Source organism: Aequitasia blattaphilus (assembly GCF_024721305.1).
GTDB classification, from domain to species: Bacteria; Bacillota; Clostridia; order Lachnospirales; family Lachnospiraceae; genus Aequitasia; species Aequitasia blattaphila.
This window is the reverse complement of sequence record NZ_JAMXOD010000015.1, coordinates 44,025-60,292: the sequence shown is the minus strand read 5'-3', so window position 1 is coordinate 60,292 and position 16,268 is coordinate 44,025. Positions and strand designations below refer to the sequence as shown.

At 39.4% G+C, this 16,268-nt stretch carries 26 protein-coding genes and 1 tRNA gene; 1 reads left to right on the top strand and 26 read right to left on the bottom strand.

Features of this window, described 5'->3' with window-relative positions; translation table 11 throughout:
- Positions 1–4: 4 nt before the first annotated feature.
- The 17 genes from rplF to rpsJ form a co-directional block, all read right to left on the bottom strand.
- Positions 5–547: a 50S ribosomal protein L6 gene (gene rplF, locus NHH15_RS10910; RefSeq protein ID WP_262066706.1), complete on the bottom strand. Its 543-nt coding sequence runs from the start codon at positions 545–547 to the stop codon at positions 5–7.
- Between the two features lie 60 nt (positions 548–607).
- Positions 608–1,009 carry a 30S ribosomal protein S8 gene (rpsH, locus tag NHH15_RS10905; protein WP_262066705.1) on the bottom strand — a complete coding sequence of 134 codons (402 nt, stop codon included), beginning with the start codon at positions 1,007–1,009 and terminating at the stop codon, positions 608–610.
- 20 nt (positions 1,010–1,029) lie between these two features.
- Positions 1,030–1,215: a type Z 30S ribosomal protein S14 gene (locus tag NHH15_RS10900; RefSeq protein ID WP_262066704.1), complete on the bottom strand. Its 186-nt coding sequence runs from the start codon at positions 1,213–1,215 to the stop codon at positions 1,030–1,032.
- 11 nt (positions 1,216–1,226) lie between these two features.
- On the bottom strand, positions 1,227–1,766 hold the full coding sequence (gene rplE, locus NHH15_RS10895; protein WP_262066703.1) for a 50S ribosomal protein L5: 540 nt from the start codon (positions 1,764–1,766) through the stop codon (positions 1,227–1,229).
- A gap of 23 nt (positions 1,767–1,789) precedes the next feature.
- On the bottom strand, positions 1,790–2,101 hold the full coding sequence (rplX, locus tag NHH15_RS10890; RefSeq protein ID WP_262066702.1) for a 50S ribosomal protein L24: 312 nt from the start codon (positions 2,099–2,101) through the stop codon (positions 1,790–1,792).
- 13 nt (positions 2,102–2,114) lie between these two features.
- A complete protein-coding gene (gene rplN / locus NHH15_RS10885) occupies positions 2,115–2,483 on the bottom strand; it encodes a 50S ribosomal protein L14 (RefSeq protein ID WP_262066701.1) in 369 nt (122 codons plus the stop codon).
- Positions 2,484–2,502: 19 nt separating this feature from the next.
- Positions 2,503–2,757, bottom strand: coding sequence for a 30S ribosomal protein S17 (rpsQ, locus tag NHH15_RS10880; RefSeq protein WP_262066700.1), 255 nt, complete (start codon positions 2,755–2,757; stop codon positions 2,503–2,505).
- A gap of 20 nt (positions 2,758–2,777) precedes the next feature.
- A complete protein-coding gene (gene rpmC, locus NHH15_RS10875; protein ID WP_262066699.1) occupies positions 2,778–2,987 on the bottom strand; it encodes a 50S ribosomal protein L29 in 210 nt (69 codons plus the stop codon).
- Positions 2,977–3,414, bottom strand: a complete 438-nt coding sequence (gene rplP / locus NHH15_RS10870) for a 50S ribosomal protein L16 (protein ID WP_262066698.1) — start codon at positions 3,412–3,414, stop codon at positions 2,977–2,979. Before rplP ends, rpmC begins: the two co-directional genes overlap by 11 nt.
- Positions 3,414–4,070, bottom strand: a complete 657-nt coding sequence (gene rpsC, locus NHH15_RS10865) for a 30S ribosomal protein S3 (protein WP_262066697.1) — start codon at positions 4,068–4,070, stop codon at positions 3,414–3,416. Before rpsC ends, rplP begins: the two co-directional genes overlap by 1 nt.
- A 10-nt stretch (positions 4,071–4,080) precedes the next feature.
- Positions 4,081–4,467, bottom strand: a complete 387-nt coding sequence (rplV, locus tag NHH15_RS10860) for a 50S ribosomal protein L22 (protein ID WP_262066696.1) — start codon at positions 4,465–4,467, stop codon at positions 4,081–4,083.
- Between the two features lie 27 nt (positions 4,468–4,494).
- Positions 4,495–4,776 (bottom strand): 30S ribosomal protein S19, encoded by a 282-nt coding sequence (rpsS, locus tag NHH15_RS10855; RefSeq protein WP_262066695.1) that lies wholly within the window; start codon positions 4,774–4,776, stop codon positions 4,495–4,497.
- A gap of 23 nt (positions 4,777–4,799) precedes the next feature.
- The gene (gene rplB / locus NHH15_RS10850; RefSeq protein WP_262066694.1) at positions 4,800–5,642 is read right to left on the bottom strand and encodes a 50S ribosomal protein L2; all 843 of its coding nucleotides are present in this window, start codon (positions 5,640–5,642) and stop codon (positions 4,800–4,802) included.
- 68 nt (positions 5,643–5,710) lie between these two features.
- Entirely contained in the window at positions 5,711–6,016 is a 306-nt protein-coding gene (gene rplW, locus NHH15_RS10845) for a 50S ribosomal protein L23 (protein WP_262066693.1), read from the bottom strand.
- A complete protein-coding gene (gene rplD / locus NHH15_RS10840; RefSeq protein ID WP_262066692.1) occupies positions 6,016–6,636 on the bottom strand; it encodes a 50S ribosomal protein L4 in 621 nt (206 codons plus the stop codon). Before rplD ends, rplW begins: the two co-directional genes overlap by 1 nt.
- 29 nt (positions 6,637–6,665) lie before the next feature.
- Entirely contained in the window at positions 6,666–7,340 is a 675-nt protein-coding gene (gene rplC / locus NHH15_RS10835) for a 50S ribosomal protein L3 (protein WP_262066691.1), read from the bottom strand.
- 78 nt (positions 7,341–7,418) lie between these two features.
- The gene (rpsJ, locus tag NHH15_RS10830; RefSeq protein WP_262066690.1) at positions 7,419–7,736 is read right to left on the bottom strand and encodes a 30S ribosomal protein S10; all 318 of its coding nucleotides are present in this window, start codon (positions 7,734–7,736) and stop codon (positions 7,419–7,421) included.
- 464 nt (positions 7,737–8,200) lie between these two features.
- Here rpsJ and NHH15_RS10825 point away from each other — a divergent pair, with 464 nt between their 5' ends.
- Positions 8,201–9,073: a sulfite exporter TauE/SafE family protein gene (locus tag NHH15_RS10825; protein ID WP_330639201.1), complete on the top strand. Its 873-nt coding sequence runs from the start codon at positions 8,201–8,203 to the stop codon at positions 9,071–9,073.
- Positions 9,074–9,133: 60 nt separating this feature from the next.
- Here NHH15_RS10825 and NHH15_RS10820 read toward each other — a convergent pair whose 3' ends face one another.
- The 9 genes from NHH15_RS10820 to NHH15_RS10785 form a co-directional block, all read right to left on the bottom strand.
- Entirely contained in the window at positions 9,134–9,748 is a 615-nt protein-coding gene (locus tag NHH15_RS10820; RefSeq protein WP_262066688.1) for a YcxB family protein, read from the bottom strand.
- Between the two features lie 447 nt (positions 9,749–10,195).
- Positions 10,196–10,669, bottom strand: coding sequence for a glycine/sarcosine/betaine reductase component B subunit (locus tag NHH15_RS10815; RefSeq protein ID WP_262066687.1), 474 nt, complete (start codon positions 10,667–10,669; stop codon positions 10,196–10,198).
- A gap of 13 nt (positions 10,670–10,682) precedes the next feature.
- Complete coding sequence (prdD, locus tag NHH15_RS10810) at positions 10,683–11,450, bottom strand: proline reductase cluster protein PrdD (RefSeq protein ID WP_262066686.1); 768 nt, start codon at positions 11,448–11,450, stop codon at positions 10,683–10,685.
- A 63-nt stretch (positions 11,451–11,513) separates the two neighbouring features.
- Positions 11,514–11,759, bottom strand: a complete 246-nt coding sequence (locus NHH15_RS15940; RefSeq protein ID WP_465221041.1) for a hypothetical protein — start codon at positions 11,757–11,759, stop codon at positions 11,514–11,516.
- A gap of 27 nt (positions 11,760–11,786) precedes the next feature.
- Positions 11,787–12,239, bottom strand: coding sequence for a glycine/sarcosine/betaine reductase selenoprotein B family protein (locus NHH15_RS15935; RefSeq protein WP_465221040.1), 453 nt, complete (start codon positions 12,237–12,239; stop codon positions 11,787–11,789).
- Positions 12,240–12,521: a CBO2463/CBO2479 domain-containing protein gene (locus tag NHH15_RS10800; protein WP_262066684.1), complete on the bottom strand. Its 282-nt coding sequence runs from the start codon at positions 12,519–12,521 to the stop codon at positions 12,240–12,242.
- Positions 12,522–12,529: 8 nt separating this feature from the next.
- Complete coding sequence (gene prdA, locus NHH15_RS10795) at positions 12,530–14,398, bottom strand: D-proline reductase (dithiol) proprotein PrdA (RefSeq protein ID WP_262066683.1); 1,869 nt, start codon at positions 14,396–14,398, stop codon at positions 12,530–12,532.
- A gap of 155 nt (positions 14,399–14,553) precedes the next feature.
- Positions 14,554–15,885: a proline reductase-associated electron transfer protein PrdC gene (prdC, locus tag NHH15_RS10790; RefSeq protein WP_262066682.1), complete on the bottom strand. Its 1,332-nt coding sequence runs from the start codon at positions 15,883–15,885 to the stop codon at positions 14,554–14,556.
- 85 nt (positions 15,886–15,970) lie between these two features.
- Positions 15,971–16,068: transfer RNA gene (locus tag NHH15_RS10785), tRNA-Sec, on the bottom strand.
- Positions 16,069–16,268: the final 200 nt, after the last annotated feature.

Sequence of the window (16,268 nt, the reverse complement as noted above, 5' to 3'; positions counted from 1 at the left end):
TTACTTATTTTTTACCAGTCTTACCAACTTTACGTCTAATAACTTCATCAGCATATTTAATTCCTTTTCCTTTATAAGGTTCAGGTCTTCTCTTGTCTCTGATTTCAGCTGCGTATTGGCCAACTTTTTCTTTATCAATACCTTTTACAGTGATCTTGTTCTGTCCTTCAACAACAGCTTCAAGACCTTCTGGATCTTCCATCTCTACTGGATGAGAATATCCAAGGCTTAATGTAAGTTTCTTTCCTGCTTTTGCAGCTCTGTAACCTACACCATTTACTTCTAATACTTTTTCATAGCCGTCAGTAACACCAACAACCATGTTATTTACTAATGTTCTTGTAAGACCGTGTAAAGATTTCATTTTTTTCAAATCATTTGGTCTTGTAACGATAATTGCTTCGCCTTCTTGTTTAATACTCATTTCTACAGGAAGTTCTTTTTCAAGAGTTCCTTTTGGACCTTTTACGGTCACTTTATTATTGTCTGCAATCTCCACAGTAACTCCTGCTGGAATCGCAACTGGCAGTCTACCTATACGTGACATAACTACCTTTCCTCCTAAACTTAAATTCTCAAAACAAAATCTCTTTTGTTCAGTTTTCAGTTACCAGATGAAGCAGAGTACTTCCCCACCTACACCTTGTTTTCTTGCTTCTTTGTCTGTAATAACACCGTGATTTGTTGAGATTACAGCTGTTCCAAGTCCACCAAGTACTCTTGGAAGCTTGTCACTGTTGGCATATACACGAAGTCCAGGTTTTGAAATTCTCTTAAGACCTGTGATTACCTTTTCATTTTTATCAGCACCATACTTTAAGGTGATTTTAATTGTTTTAAATACTCCATTTTCTACGATGTCATATTTAACAATATATCCTTCGTTCACAAGGATGTCTGCGATAGCAATTTTCATCTTTGATGCAGGAATTTCTACTGTATCATGTTTTGCGGTATTCGCATTACGTATTCTTGTAAGCATATCTGCAATTGGATCGCTCATAGTCATGTGAATTGTCCTCCTTCCTTCTACCAACTAGCTTTCTTAACGCCAGGGATTTGTCCTTTATATGCCAATTCGCGGAAGCAAATACGGCAAATTCCATATTTTCTTAAATAAGCATGTGGACGACCACAAATTCTGCAACGACTGTATTCTCTTGTTGAGAATTTCTGCTTACGTGCTTGCTTAATTTTCATTGCTGTTTTAGCCATTTTTTACCTCCTTATTTGGTATATGGCATGTTGAATTGTGATAACAATTCACGAGCCTCTTCATCTGTTTTAGCAGTTGTAACAAAGATTACATCCATACCTCTTACTTTGTCTACTTTATCATACTCGATTTCAGGGAAAATTAATTGTTCCTTGATTCCAAGGGAGTAATTTCCACGTCCGTCAAAAGCATTTGGATTAACTCCTCTAAAGTCACGTACACGAGGCAATGCAAGGTTGATAAGACGATCTACAAATTCATACATCTTTTCACCTCTAAGTGTTACTTTACATCCAATCGGCATACCTTCTCTTAATTTGAAGTTCGCAACGGATTTCTTTGCTTTACAAATAACTGCCTTTTGTCCTGTGATCTTTTCCATATCAGCAACAGCTGACTCTAATACCTTAGCATTGTCTTTTGCTTCTCCAACACCCATGTTTACCACAACTTTGTCGAGTTTTGGAACTTCTAATTTATTTTTATAATCGAATTTCTTTACCAATGCATCAACGATTTCATTATTGTATTGTTCTTTCAGTCTACTCAAAGCCATTATCCTCCTTCCTCAAATTAATCGATAATATCGCCTGTTGATTTTGCAAAACGAACTTTTTTGTCTCCATTCATCTTAATTCCGATACGTGTAGCCTTACCTTTGTGTAAGTACATAACGTTTGAAGAATCAATAGGAGCTTCTTTATTGATAATACCGCCTTTTTGGTTTGTAGCACTTGGTTTAGAGTGTTTTGTAATCATATTAACTCCCTCAACTACAACCTTTTTATCCTTAGAGTTTACAGCGATAACTTTACCTTCTTTATCTTTATCTTTACCAGCGATAATCTTTACAGTATCACCTTTTTTAATTTTATGTAATGCCATCTCCTACACCCCCTTATAGTACTTCCGGAGCTAGGGATACAATTCTCATGAATTGTTTGTCTCGAAGCTCTCTTGCTACTGGCCCGAATATACGGGTTCCTCTTGGTGTCTTGTCATCTTTTATAATAACAGCAGCATTTTCATCGAATCTGATGTATGAACCATCTTTACGACGCGTACTCTTTACAGTACGAACAACAACAGCTCTAACCACGTCACCTTTTTTTACAACGCCGCCTGGTGTTGCGTCTTTAACAGTGGCAACTATGATATCGCCGATACGTGCATATCTTCTGGTTGAACCACCAAGAACACGGATACACAGTATTTCTTTAGCGCCTGTGTTGTCTGCTACTTTCAGTCTGCTTTCTTGCTGTATCATGCAGGTTTCCCTCCTTATACTATTTCGCTTTTTCCATAACTTCAACAAGTCTCCATCTCTTATCCTTTGAAAGAGGTCTTGTTTCCATTACTTTTACTTTATCACCTTTGTTGCACTCATTTGCTTCATCATGAGCCTTTAATTTATAAGTTTTCTTAATGATTTTCTTATAAAGTGGATGCTTAACATGATCTTCAACTGCAACGACAATAGTCTTATCCATTTTATTGCTTACTACTTTACCCACACGGGTTTTTCTAAGATTTCTATCCACAGTCTATACTCCTTTCCGGATTATTCCGCAACTTTTGCCTTTTCCGTTATCACAGTTTGAATACGAGCAATATTTTTTCTAACTTCTTTAATTCTGCTTGTGTTTTCTAACTGATTTGTTGCGTTCTGGAATCTTAAATTGAAAAGCTCCTTTTTAGCAGCTACTAATTCTTCATTGAGTTCTGCAGCTGATTTCGCTTTTAACTCTTCTACAAATGCATTAATTTTCACTGTTATCACCGCCTTCTAAGTCTGCGCGAGAAACTATTTTACATTTACAAGGTAGCTTGTGCACTGCAAGACGAAGGGCTTCTCTTGCCACATCCTCAGGTACACCTGCGATCTCAAACATTACACGGCCCGGTTTTACAACCGCTACCCAGTATTCCAAAGATCCTTTACCTTTTCCCATACGTGTCTCAGCTGGTTTTTGAGTTACTGGTTTGTCTGGAAAAATCTTAATCCAAACCTTACCTCCACGCTTGATATAACGTGTCATAGCAATACGTGCTGCTTCGATTTGATTGGAACGAATCCAGCATGGTTCTGCTGCTACAATACCATATTCACCGTATGATATCTTATTTCCGCGAGTTGCTTTTCCACGCATGGAACCACGGAATTGTTTACGTCTTTTTACTCTTTTAGGCATTAACATTATTTATCGCTCCCTTCCTTACCTGCTTTTTCCGGAAGAACTTCGCCTTTATAAATCCAAACCTTCACACCAACTTTTCCGTAGGTTGTGTCAGCTTCTGCAAAGCCATAATCGATGTCAGCTCGAAGTGTCTGTAGAGGAATAGTTCCTTCACTATAGAACTCGGTACGAGCCATATCCGCTCCGCCCAAACGGCCTGATACAGATGTTTTTACACCCAGTGCTCCCGCTTTCATTGTTCTAGCCATGCTTGACTTCATAGCACGTCTAAATGAAATACGATTTACTAACTGTTGTGCGATATTTTCAGCAACTAACTGTGCGTCTTTATCCGGTCTTTTGATTTCTTTAATGTCTACAATTAATTTCTTATCTGTGAATTGTGTTAACTCAGCTTTTACTTTTTCTATCTCAGATCCACCTTTTCCGATTACTACTCCAGGTTTTGCTGTATAGATTATAATTTTAACGCGATCAGATGCTCTTTCGATCTCGATTCTGGATATACCAGCGCTAAATAACTTCTTCTTAAGAAATGTTCTGATTTCATGATCTTCTACCAAGTAATCTGCAAAATCTTTTTCTGCATACCATTTGGAGTCCCAGTCTTTAATAATTCCGACTCTTAGGCCATGAGGATTAACTTTCTGTCCCATTATTTCCCTCCTATCTTTCGTCTAACACAAGTGTGATATGGCTCATTCTCTTTTCGATTCTATAAGCTCTACCCTGTGCTCTCGGTCTGATTCTTTTCATAGTTGGTCCTTTATCTGCATAACACTCTGCGATATAAAGGTTCTCTGCGTTCATACCATTGTTGTTCTCAGCATTGGCGATTGCAGATTCTAATAATTTCTTAATTAAACTAGAAGCATATCTTGGATTGTAAGTAAGAAGTCCAAGTGCGCTAGTCACATCTTTACCTCTGATGGCATCTAATACGAAACATGCTTTCTGAACCGAAACTCTAGCATAAGATAACTTAGCAGATGGTCTGGTATCCTTATTCGCATTTCTTTCTCTTTTTATTTGGGAACGATGTCCTTTTGCCATGGATAAACCCTCCTTTCACATAGCTATCTATCTAACTTTTGATTTCTTATCGTCTTTTCCGTGTCCTCGGTAAGTTCTTGTTGCAACGAACTCTCCCAGTTTATGTCCTACCATGTCTTCTGTAACGTATACAGGCACATGTTTTCTTCCGTCATGTACTGCAATTGTATGTCCAATCATAGTCGGGAAAATTGTGGAACGACGAGACCAGGTCTTAATAACTGCTTTACTGCCGGCTTCGTTCATTGCATCAACTTTCTTAAGCAGACTTGCATCTGCAAATGGTCCTTTTTTAATAGAACGTGACATAGGTTTTACCTCCTTTTACGTAATTATTTAATCGCTTTACCATCTCTTCTTCTTACAATCATCTTGTTAGAAGCTTTGTTTTTCTTACGTGTCTTAAGACCCAGTGCAGGTTTACCCCAAGGAGTACTTGGTCCCGGACGTCCAATTCCGGTTTTACCTTCACCACCACCGTGTGGATGGTCATTCGGGTTCATAACGGAACCACGAACAGTCGGTCTGATACCCATGTGACGTTTACGTCCTGCTTTACCAATGTTGATCAAGCTGTGATCTCCATTTCCTACCACTCCGATAGATGCACGGCAGATAATTGGCACCATTCTCATTTCTCCGGAAGGAAGACGAAGTGTTGCATATTTTCCTTCTTTCGCCATAAGCTGTGCTGAGTTTCCTGCTGAACGAACTAACTGTCCGCCTTTTCCAGGGTACATTTCAATGTTATGAATCTGTGTACCAACCGGAATGTTTGCAAGAGGAAGACAATTTCCTACTCTTACTTCAGCCTCTGGTCCATTTACAATTTTCATGCCAACTTTGATACCTTCCGGTGCAAGGATATAAGCCTTTTCACCATCTTCGTAGCAAATCAATGCAATGTTTGCAGTTCTGTTTGGATCATATTCAACTCCAACAACTCTTGCAGGAATACCATCTTTCTTTCTTTTGAAATCAATGATTCTATATTGTTTCTTAGCTCCGCCTCCGCGGTGTCTAACAGTAATTTTTCCTTGGTTATTACGTCCGGCCTTTCTAGTCTTTTTCGCAAGCAATGACTTTTCTGGTGTTGTCTTTGTAATTTCTGCAAAGTCAGAACCCGTCATCTGTCTTCTGGAAGGCGTATATGGGCGATATGTTCTAATTCCCATGGTAAATCTCCTTTCAATCTCCTAATTATTCTTATCACGGAATTGCACCGTATGTTTAAGAATGCAACCTATAGTCCTTGGAAAATCTCGATATCAGCACTTTCTTCTGTCAACTGTACGATTGCTTTCTTTGTCTTCGCAGTTTTACCATACTGCATGCTTCCACGCTGTCTTTTTTTCTTTCCTTCAAGATTCATCGTGTTAACACCTTTTACTTTTGTTCCGGCGAACATTTTCTCAACCGCTTCTTTCACTTGAGATTTTGTAGCGTCTGTATGTACAAGAAATGTATATTTCTTCTCACCCATAAGCTCCATACTTTTTTCCGTTACAACCGGCGCAAGGATTACATCATAATATTTTATATCAGCCATTATGCGTACACCTCCTCAATATTTGCCACAACTGCTTTTGTTGCAATTACTGTGTTGTATTTCAAAATGTCGTATACGTTGATTGTGTTTACCTTTGCAGTTTTCACATCAGCGATGTTTCTTGCGGATAATTCCACGTTTTTGTTTCCATCTTCCAATACAACTAATGCTTTATTTACTTCCAGGTTTTTCAAAACACCAACAAATGCTTTTGTCTTGATTTCATCCAACTGGAATTCGTCTAATACGATAAACTTCTTATCTGCCACTGCTTGGCTTAGTGCAGATTTAAGAGCTGCTCTTTTTTCCTTTTTATTCATTTTGAAAGAGTAATCTCTTGGGGTTGGAGCAAATACAACTCCACCACCTGTCCATTGAGGAGATCTTGTAGAACCTTGTCTTGCATGACCTGTTCCTTTTTGTCTCCATGGTTTTCTTCCTCCACCACGAACTTCAGAACGCGTTTTTGCTTTCTGTGTTCCTTGGCGATTATTTGCAAGTTGGCTTACAACTGCTCTATGTACAAGATGTTCGTTTACTTCCACACCAAATACAGCATCGTTTAAATCGATTGTTCCAACTTCTTTACCGTTAATATCATAAACAGATACGTTAGCCATCTGATCTTATCCTCCTTTCTCGTCAAAGCCTAGTTCGCTTTTACTGCTTCTTTAATAGTTACTAAAGATTTCTTTGGTCCCGGTACAGATCCCTTTACTAAGAGAAGATTGTTTTCAGAATCCACACGTACGATTTCAAGGTTCTGAATGGTAATTCTCTTGCTTCCCATGTGTCCTGGCATTTTCTTTCCTTTAAACACCTTACTTGGGTCGGATGCCGATCCGTTAGACCCTGCATGACGATGGAATTTTGAACCATGTGTCATTGGCCCTCTGTGTTGATTATGTCTTTTGATTGCACCTTGGAATCCCTTACCTTTAGAAATTGCAGTTGCATCAATTTTATCTCCCGCTTCGAAAATGTCCGCTTTGATTTCCTGAGCAACTTCATACTCACCATCAAGTTTAAATTCTCTTACGAAACGCTTACTTGAAACACCGGCTTTTTTAAAGTGTCCTTGTTCCGCCTTTGTTGCACCATGACGATGAACCACTTCTTTTTTACCGCTCTTGTCTTTGTTTACAGTCTTGTCCTTCTTATCAACATACCCGATTTGTACTGCATTGTAGCCGTCGTTTTCTTCTGTCTTAATCTGTGTTACTACACAAGGACCAGCTTCAAGTACTGTTACAGGTGTCAATGTTCCGTCTTCGCTGAAAATCTGTGTCATGCCGATTTTCGTAGCTAAGATTGCTTTCTTCATTATTATTACCTCCATTAATATACAGCGGAACATCCTATTATATAGGTTGTTCATCCTACATTATGTAGATTACTGCTTTTATTTGTTTTTCATTTTGATGTCGATATAGACACCGGCTGGGATATCCAGTCTTGATAATGCATCTACTGTTTTCTGAGTAGGTGTTGCAATATCAATAAGTCTTTTGTGAGTTCTTTGTTCGAACTGTTCTCTGGAATCTTTATATTTGTGAACCGCTCTTAAGATTGTAACTACTTCCTTCTTAGTTGGAAGTGGTACTGGTCCACTCACTTGTGCTCCGTTTTTCTTTACAGTTTCGATGATTTTTTTCGCTGATGCATCTACCAATTGGTGATCATAAGCCTTCAATGTGATTCTCATTACTTGACTTGCCATAAAAAAAGTCGCCTCCTTTTCGTACTTTGATTCAGTACGACAAGCGGTGACTGTACACTCTTCCGTGTGTGTCGTGAGTTACTCACACGTTGTTTCCACTACTATGGTGGACTTCTATGAATTCGTACAGTGACTTGTCGTTAAGTTTCATAACTTGACATTCGCTCCACGGAAAACCTACTATTATAAGTAGCAACCTCTCGCTTCTACGCTATCATGTCACAGCTCTACTAGTATATCTCAATCCCATACGGAATGCAAGGCTTTTTTTGCTTTTTTTCCTTCTTTTTCCATCGTCAACTGTACCGAAAAAGATTGACTTTTTCCTGACAAATTGGTAGAATTAACTAAGAACAGTAGGAAGCCATTTGTACAATCAATCGGGGTGATTGTACGTATAAAGACATAGCACTGTTCATTTTTATTTACTAGTAACTAGTTAAATAATTTCAAAATCTGGAGGGATGAATATGAATTCTGTAACAATTTTACGAATCGTCCTTAGTGCATGGACGCTTGTGTTTGCAGTCTATTTAATCAAAGATTGTATTAAACATAAAGAAGATTTCGATGGAAAACATATGGTAGCTCTTGCTATCATCGGAGCTGTAACCAACTTCCTTGATACCTTAGGAATTGGAAGCTTTGCTACTACACAGGCTGGATTTAAATTTACAAATTCAAGTCCTGACGAAACAATGCCAGGTACACTCAACGTTGGAGATACAATTCCCGTCGTTACCGAAGCATTACTATTTTTCGGATTAATCGATATCGATCCAATTACATTAATCGCTTTGCTCGCTGCTGCAGTAATAGGCGCTGTTGTAGGTGCTGGTATCGTATCTAAATGGCCAGTTAAGCAAGTACGTATCGCTCTTGGTGCCGCTCTTATTTTTCTCGCAATCGTAATGGCTGCTAGGCTGCTAGGTGTTGGTCCATTCGGCGCACAAGGAACTGCTACTGCACTTACTGGTGTCAAACTTGTAATCGGTGTTGTTATAAACTGCCTCTTAGGTGCTCTTATGACTATCGGCGTTGGACTTTACGCACCTTGTATGGCTTTAGTGGGCGCTCTTGGGATGAATATTTCCGCCGCTTTCCCAATCATGATGGGCTCTTGTGCATTTTTAATGCCATCAGCAGGTATCCGCTTTATTCGTGAAGGAAAATACGACAGAAAAGCTTCCATCATGCTGACCATCTTTGGTGTTATCGGTGTATTCATTGCATACTTCATTGTTAAGAGTCTGCCTTTAACTATCCTTACATGGGTTATCATTGCAGTAATGCTCTTTACATCATTTACTTTCTTTAAAGATGCATCAAAGGCATAATTAATATTCACAAAAAACTCCGACCCATCTTGAACACTCTGATTGGTCGGAGTTTTTATATTATTTTTTCTTTTTCATCTCTTCAATTTTCTGATCATGCTCTACCTCAGCAATCTTCATCTGATTCTTTATCATCTTTATCCTTTCCTTAAAAGAAATATCCAAATGTATTATCTGCCTTTTCGTTTTATCCTGAATGAAACCTTCAAACCTCTCCACATTTCCTTCTGCGAAGTCACCATAGGGCAATACTTGTACTTCCTCATTATTAATCGATATGAAAAAATTCGCTTTATCTTTATACACTTGTGTAATCTCACCATATTTCATTGTTGCACCGGGATTATCACCTTCTTGAATCCAAAATCCCCCTTGACCAAACCCTAAGGTAATAGCTATCTCTTTCTGGTATAAATAATCTTTTGAGGTTAGCCGTGCCAAAGCAATATACCTTCTCAAAAAAACTAATGCAATTGTTGCAACTCCCAAAACAAAAGCCATTACCATTAGAGGCTTACTGCTTTCTCTTGCAAGAAATCCTATCAAAATGAACCCCACTCCCATTACCGCCATACGATAAGCCGACTTTGGATGTCGTACTTTATAACTAAATCGAATAAAATCAAGGAGCATCTCCTTCGTATGTTTCGTAACCACTCTATATAATATAGTCATATTTCCCTCTTTCTCTTCACTTTTTCTATAAATTATAGTATATACTACTTCTTTTGGCAACTTTTGATTTTATTGCTTTACAAAAACAAAGTGTTTTCCCACATGTTTTTTGTATATTTTTAACTAAATAATCCTTTTTATGCATAATTATAATTCTAATATTGACAATGTTGTACAAAAATGGTATAGTTAGCTCACTTAAAGGATTACCTTTAAGTAACGGTTGTTATTGCAGTGATACCTTTGCCGATTGCTTCCCCCAAGAGCATCTTGCATTGGTTGACTCCAAAAAATATACGTCCTCTTTGTAGGAGCATTCCCCAGCTTTGTATATATATATATATTAACTGCAATACAACAGAAAACCTCTCAATGACATACCAAAAAGAAAGGGCACGACATTAGTCGTGCTTTTTCTTTTTCATAAAATCGAAACCAGGTACATAATTATCCATTATCCTTCTGCCGCATTTTTAGTTTCAAAAGGGCAGTGGCCTTCTTACAGTCCAGCTCTACCATGTTATTTTCACCTACAACATTGGTTTCAATACCCTCTTCACTTTTATTAATATCAATAATTCCATCCAAATAATTATTTGTAACCACAAATTGAGCAACTGTACCACTGAAATTCAATCCAGTAACCGGAATTCCACGGACTCCCAGCTGTTCACATGTATTCGTAAAATCCACATCCGAGTTTCCCCATCCATCAGAGGATATAATAACCCCATCCGCACGCATGCATTCAGCCCAAACTGCCGTTCTTGTGCCAACAAGCATTTTCTCTTCATTTCCGTCTGGAGTTCCCACTATAATGATTCCCATTAAATCCAATTCCTCATCTTTTGAAACCACATCCAACAAGGGATCTCTGAAATGATGCAGGGACGTCTCTTTTGTCGATGGCCCAATTCCCATATTTTTTCTCCTCCTACTGCATAGAACGTATAATTCCGTCACGGTACTCATTTGGCGTCAACACAACCGGCATATTTCCCAAATCAATAATTGAGTGACCGCCTTCTACTCCGCTGGGCTCTTTTGCAAACAAATGAGTGTCATACATAGCCCCTTGACCTGCCACCTGTTTTACAATCACCACTCGTTTTTTTCCCGGGCGAACCACGTCATGATATTCATGGCGCTCTCCTGCCAAATCACCTTTGAACTTTTTTAACTGCTCTCTGAAAATCTGTATTACCTTATCACATGCCCTATGGGCTGCCGTAGGCCCTGGTCTTTCCTGTCCCATTCCAGCCTTTAACACAACATCAAAGGATATAATAAAATCATCCTCACTCGGCGTTCCAGCCCGGTTCAAATAGAGCCGTTCCTTTAAATTCCCTTCCGATGAGCCAAATTCATGAGTCTGTTTCCCCTCTGTATCCACTCCCGTCAGCATAAAGTACACTCCGGTTAAAGTGTGGGTGATTCCTTCTCCTATTTTCCCCAAAACCTTTGTAGAAACAGGGATAATATCCATAATTGTATTGGTAAATCTATCGTGCTCTCCTGGCTTTATAATCTGAATGTCTATTGATTCGATATACTCCTCTTCTCTGGTAATCTCTTCTAAAATCCCCTTATCAAGAACCAGTTTCCCATCGGTAGTAACTCTGTTTTCTTCACCAAACTCTACTTGATCAATATGAAACGCTTTAATCACAAGTCTTCTTAAGTCTATCGCTTTCTGACTCAACTTCCACTCCTCCTATATAAAAAAACGGGCAGATGCATTTATCAACATCTGCCCTAAAAGTAATTAAACTTTTGCTACGTACTCGAAAGGCAATGGCACAATCTTTCCTGGTGTTTCAATTGTTTCCAATAACTCAAGAGTTGCTTTCACAATCTCTGTCTGTTGCTGAACATTGTTTGGTTCTCCCGCATTCGCTCCCATAGGAACAAGTGGAGCGGAAGCACGTGGGGTACCTGTCTGACGTACAACAGGTGGAAGAGCTGCTATAATAATTGTTGGAATACCAGCTTCTTCAATCGCTCTCTGCACCAAAACTGCAGAGCGGTGGCAGGTACCTCAGCCAGCCGTTAGAAGAACTGCATCCACATCTTCTTCTTTGAACATTTGCGCAATGGCAGGTCCAGTTTCATGCTTAAACTTCTCCTGATTTCCACCGCCACCCATAAATCCTGCATGAACAGGTGCGCAAGCTCTGATAAAACCAGCTGCTGCTAATTCATGAATTCGATCAATCGGGAACATACAGTTGATGTCCTTATTAACATCACCATTATCATACCCACCATGAGATACCATCAACTCACTGGAAGGTGTAGTGTTCTCAATTTTTCTCCAAGTAAAGTCACCAGCAAGATTAAATCTCTCCTGACTCTTCTTATGCACTCCGGCTGCTGTCGCTAAAGCAATCGACATATCTTTTAGCTCTTTCGTCACGGGAGTCCAAACAGAAGGCGGAGTAATAGGAACAAATATTTCCGATTGCATCCCTTTAACTACTGTTAAACTCATTTATGATTCCTCCTTACTATTCTTTTCGCGCATTTCTTCTTGGCGCTTTTTATATGTATCCAGATTACTAATATACTTTTCGTTGACATCAGGACCAATTTGTTCCACAAAACTCATATTCCATGCAACCTCTTGTCCCACCTTAAGAGGATAATCCGTAATCAGCATGCGCATCGGAACTTTTAAATAGCCCAGACGACCTTTTAAATCAATTGCAACTGCTCCGTCTGTCACTTCTACAATTACACCTTCCATCTTAATTATCTTGTCACCGTATTTCATAGTATCTCCTAGTCGTACTTTTCTTTTCTCTTCTGACTCATTGGTAAGGACTGTTCATTTTCTACCAATTCAATCGGTTGTCCCGTTACGTTTGATACAAGTTCAATGTTTGTAGATTTAACGTTTGGATTCCATTTCTTCTCAGCACCTTTAATATCTGCCTCTGCAATTGCAGCCTTTAGCATTGCAAGTGCGCGAAGAGCATCTTCGTGACAAAGAGTATTACAACCCAGAACCTCATTCTCAATACCTGATTCGGACTTGTTATTATCAACCATAGCTGTCATGTATTTATTTCCAACAACCAACGCACCTTGAACTGCGCAGAAGGATAAACCTACAACAGGAATTCCTCTCTTGCCAATCTCTTCATGATGTGCCGCAAAGTCAATATGGTTATTACCAAATCCTTCTGTCGTAACAAAAGCACCATCAACATCTAACGCTTCTACCATCATACCAACTCTTCTTGATACATAGAACTTCTCTGCATTAATCTGTGGACTTCCTACAAAAATCACACCACACAAGTCTACTTCCGGATCATGAAGTGCTTCTAAAACAAGAGGCTCTCTCCAGTAATGTCTACTCATCTCTTTTGAAGCCGGTCCAATACAGGTAAGTGCATGTACACAGCCGTCCAGTACTTCCAGTGGAGACACAGCAACTGGTACATTTCCTAAATCAACGTTTGGCTTTCCGCCTAAGATACCAACTGGCTCAACCGGCAGAAGCAGGTTGTCATGCATCGCGCCTTGTCCCATGATTTCTTTTACAATAACAATTTTTTTCTTTCCAGGTCTTCTGATTTGTTTAAACTCTTCTGTTTCAACTACCAAAGACTCTTCCAGCTTCTTCATTACTTCTCTAATTTCCTGAGTAATAATATCCGTTGCAGTATGAGCAGCCAAAGGACCTGGTCTTTCCATATTGGTTCCTTCTTTTATGGTTACCTGAGTTTTAATAAAGATTTCTCCCTTTTCAGGACAACCTGGACGTCCCCACATGATATTCTCATCTAAATATCCTTCTGATGAACCAAACTCACCTATTTGAACACCATTTGCATCAGTACCTGTTACCATCATAATTACTCCATCAAGTACTCTGGTAACACCACTGCCAACTTCACTTTCCTCTTCTTTGGTCGCAATTGGCTGAACATCCATAATTGTTTCAGAATAAGTATGATAATCAGCAGGTGTAATAATCTCTAATTTAAGATCCGTTACCAATTTTTGATTTTCAACACATTCTGCTTCAATTCCTTCACGGATGTAAAGAGTCGTTCCTTCTATTTTCGTTTCCGGTCCTCTTTTAACTTCTGTAATATTGAAGTGTTTTCTTGTTAAGGTTCTTACAACCTTCTCTTCTCCTGCCACTTCTGGTGCACTTATGGCAGCTTCTGCCGAACCCACCATGTCAGCGCTTTGTGGCAACGCCGCTGGGACACCATTTCCTAATCCACCTACTGGAATCTCAAGATTAATATCTTTTCCCTCTCCAATATGGATTTTAAGCACTCCACCTGGCCCTGCCATTGTAGGAATAGGCGCCTGAGGTGCAGCTGTTGGTGTTCCCTCTCCTGCTGGTATATCCGCTGGCTCATCTTCAGCTTCCGCTACCACCTTCGCTCCTTCTACAACATCTGCTGTAATCGGATTGAGAGAGTCTCTTGTTTCTGTAAGTTTCGCTCCTATAACCTGTTCAATAGTAAGCGCTCCATCCAGATTCAATAGTCCTGAATCCACAAGATCATCAAAAATTGCAGGATCTTCCAGGTCCGAAGCCGAAATCACCGTTCCCGCTTCTCTTCTACAGCAAAGTACCGCAGGATCTTTTGCGTGTTCTTTTGCTGTTTCAGCTGTGATTGACATATTGTTTCCCTCCTTAATTTGATTCAATGCATACTAAAAGTGTTTTGTATATAACAGTTATCAATGGCAGCGGACAAACCTCTCAGATTATAAGTTTTCGTCCCAGTAAATCAATCGGGGTAGTTTACTTCGCCATCATAACAGTAATACCGGTTCTATTTACCATTTGGCAATTGGTCGGCCTTTTTGGATATGGTAAGATGTCTGTATAACGGATGTCCAATTGTTCGCATTACATGATCCGTCTGGTGAACTACCTTTAATCCCAGCTTCGGAGCAGAACCCATAACCGTATTCGAACAATCCGAACAATTTCCTATAATTGTATAAAGGGCACCATCTTTTTTCATTTTAATACATTTTTCTGCTTGTCCCGGACAGTTTCCAGGATCCTCACATTTCAATGCGCCATTTTTCATTTCTACTGCTTGCTTACATCTCACAACAGAAACAACTTTTCCATTATATTTATCTGCAAGCTCTCTCATTCTCCCTTCATTTCCTCCACAGGCGCATACCAAAAGACCTACATTCGCTCCGTGGAAATCCATGAATTCCATTGTGGGGATTACACCACCTGTTGTTTTCGTAATCGGAACATCCAAGGTTGTGGATTTTCCTGTAAAAGGTCCGCCAAGGATAATCTCTCCCAGCTTCTCATCTTCCGCTATACCGCCAGCCATTTCAATCAAAGTTCCCACAGACGTTCCTACTGGAACATCAAAGAATACGTGGGGCTTATGTCCATCTTTCAAAAGACCGTTGACCGTAAGGTTTTTGCTGAAACAAGGTTTTTTCTCTTCAACTGCTTCGGTAATACGAAGCAATGTTTCTACATTAATTACAACGGAGTTTGCTGCACTTGGAAGTTTATCAACTCCTAATAAGATATCAAGGCACTCTCTTACCACTGCACGTTCCTCACCCATAGGGTAGATGTCTGCCAATAGATGAATGAATATATTTTCTTCATCTTTAATTGCTTCTCTTAATATTTTTATTGCTTTATCATTCTTTTCTTTGATTGCAAAAATCCCTTTTTTCGCTGTCGTGATTTCCATGCAATACTTTAAGCCTCTCACTGTTGCTTCCACATTTTCTTCAATCTGACGTATGTTATGGTATAATCCCGGCTCACATTCCGCCGCATTAACCAAGACATAGCCCCCTTCCAGCTGTGTACTCAGCTTAACACCTGTGGGAAATCCTGCACCACCCATACCAACAATGCCAGCTTCTTTAATCATCTCAAGCTTATCACCCTCTTTGATTGGCTCAAACTCTTCTGGCTGCTCTTCGTCAGGTTTAATGACAATGCGGTCTTCTTTTATTTCTTCCACCACTCCATAAACACTGGAAAAAATATTGGCCCCAAGACCCGTAGGAGTTGCAATCAGCGTACCCTTTTTTACTGAGTCTCCCACTTGTACAATCGGTGCACACGGTGCGCCGACATGCTGACATAGCAAAATCTGTACATTTTCCATAACCCTTCTCCTTTTCTTAATAATTTATATGAATCATTTATAGAAAACCCCTATATATATTTGTTATTAATTTCACTTCTTTTTTTGGCGAGGGCATGTGGGAATCGAACCCACCCGGGACGCTCCTAACGCCCCACACTAGTTTTGAAGACTAGGAGGCACACCAGTCACCCATCTACCCCCTCGCTATGTTGCTTTCGCACTTTTAACATAGCATACTTTATTTCTTTTTTCAACCATATTATACTTATTTTATAATTGTGAAAAAACGTTGACATTCCGTCGTTTTTGAAGGATAATAAAACCATAAAAGTGAACTACGTCCTAGACTGCGGTCTATTCGTTAATTTTCTGACGAGAAAGGGCTGGGTTCCGAGAGAATC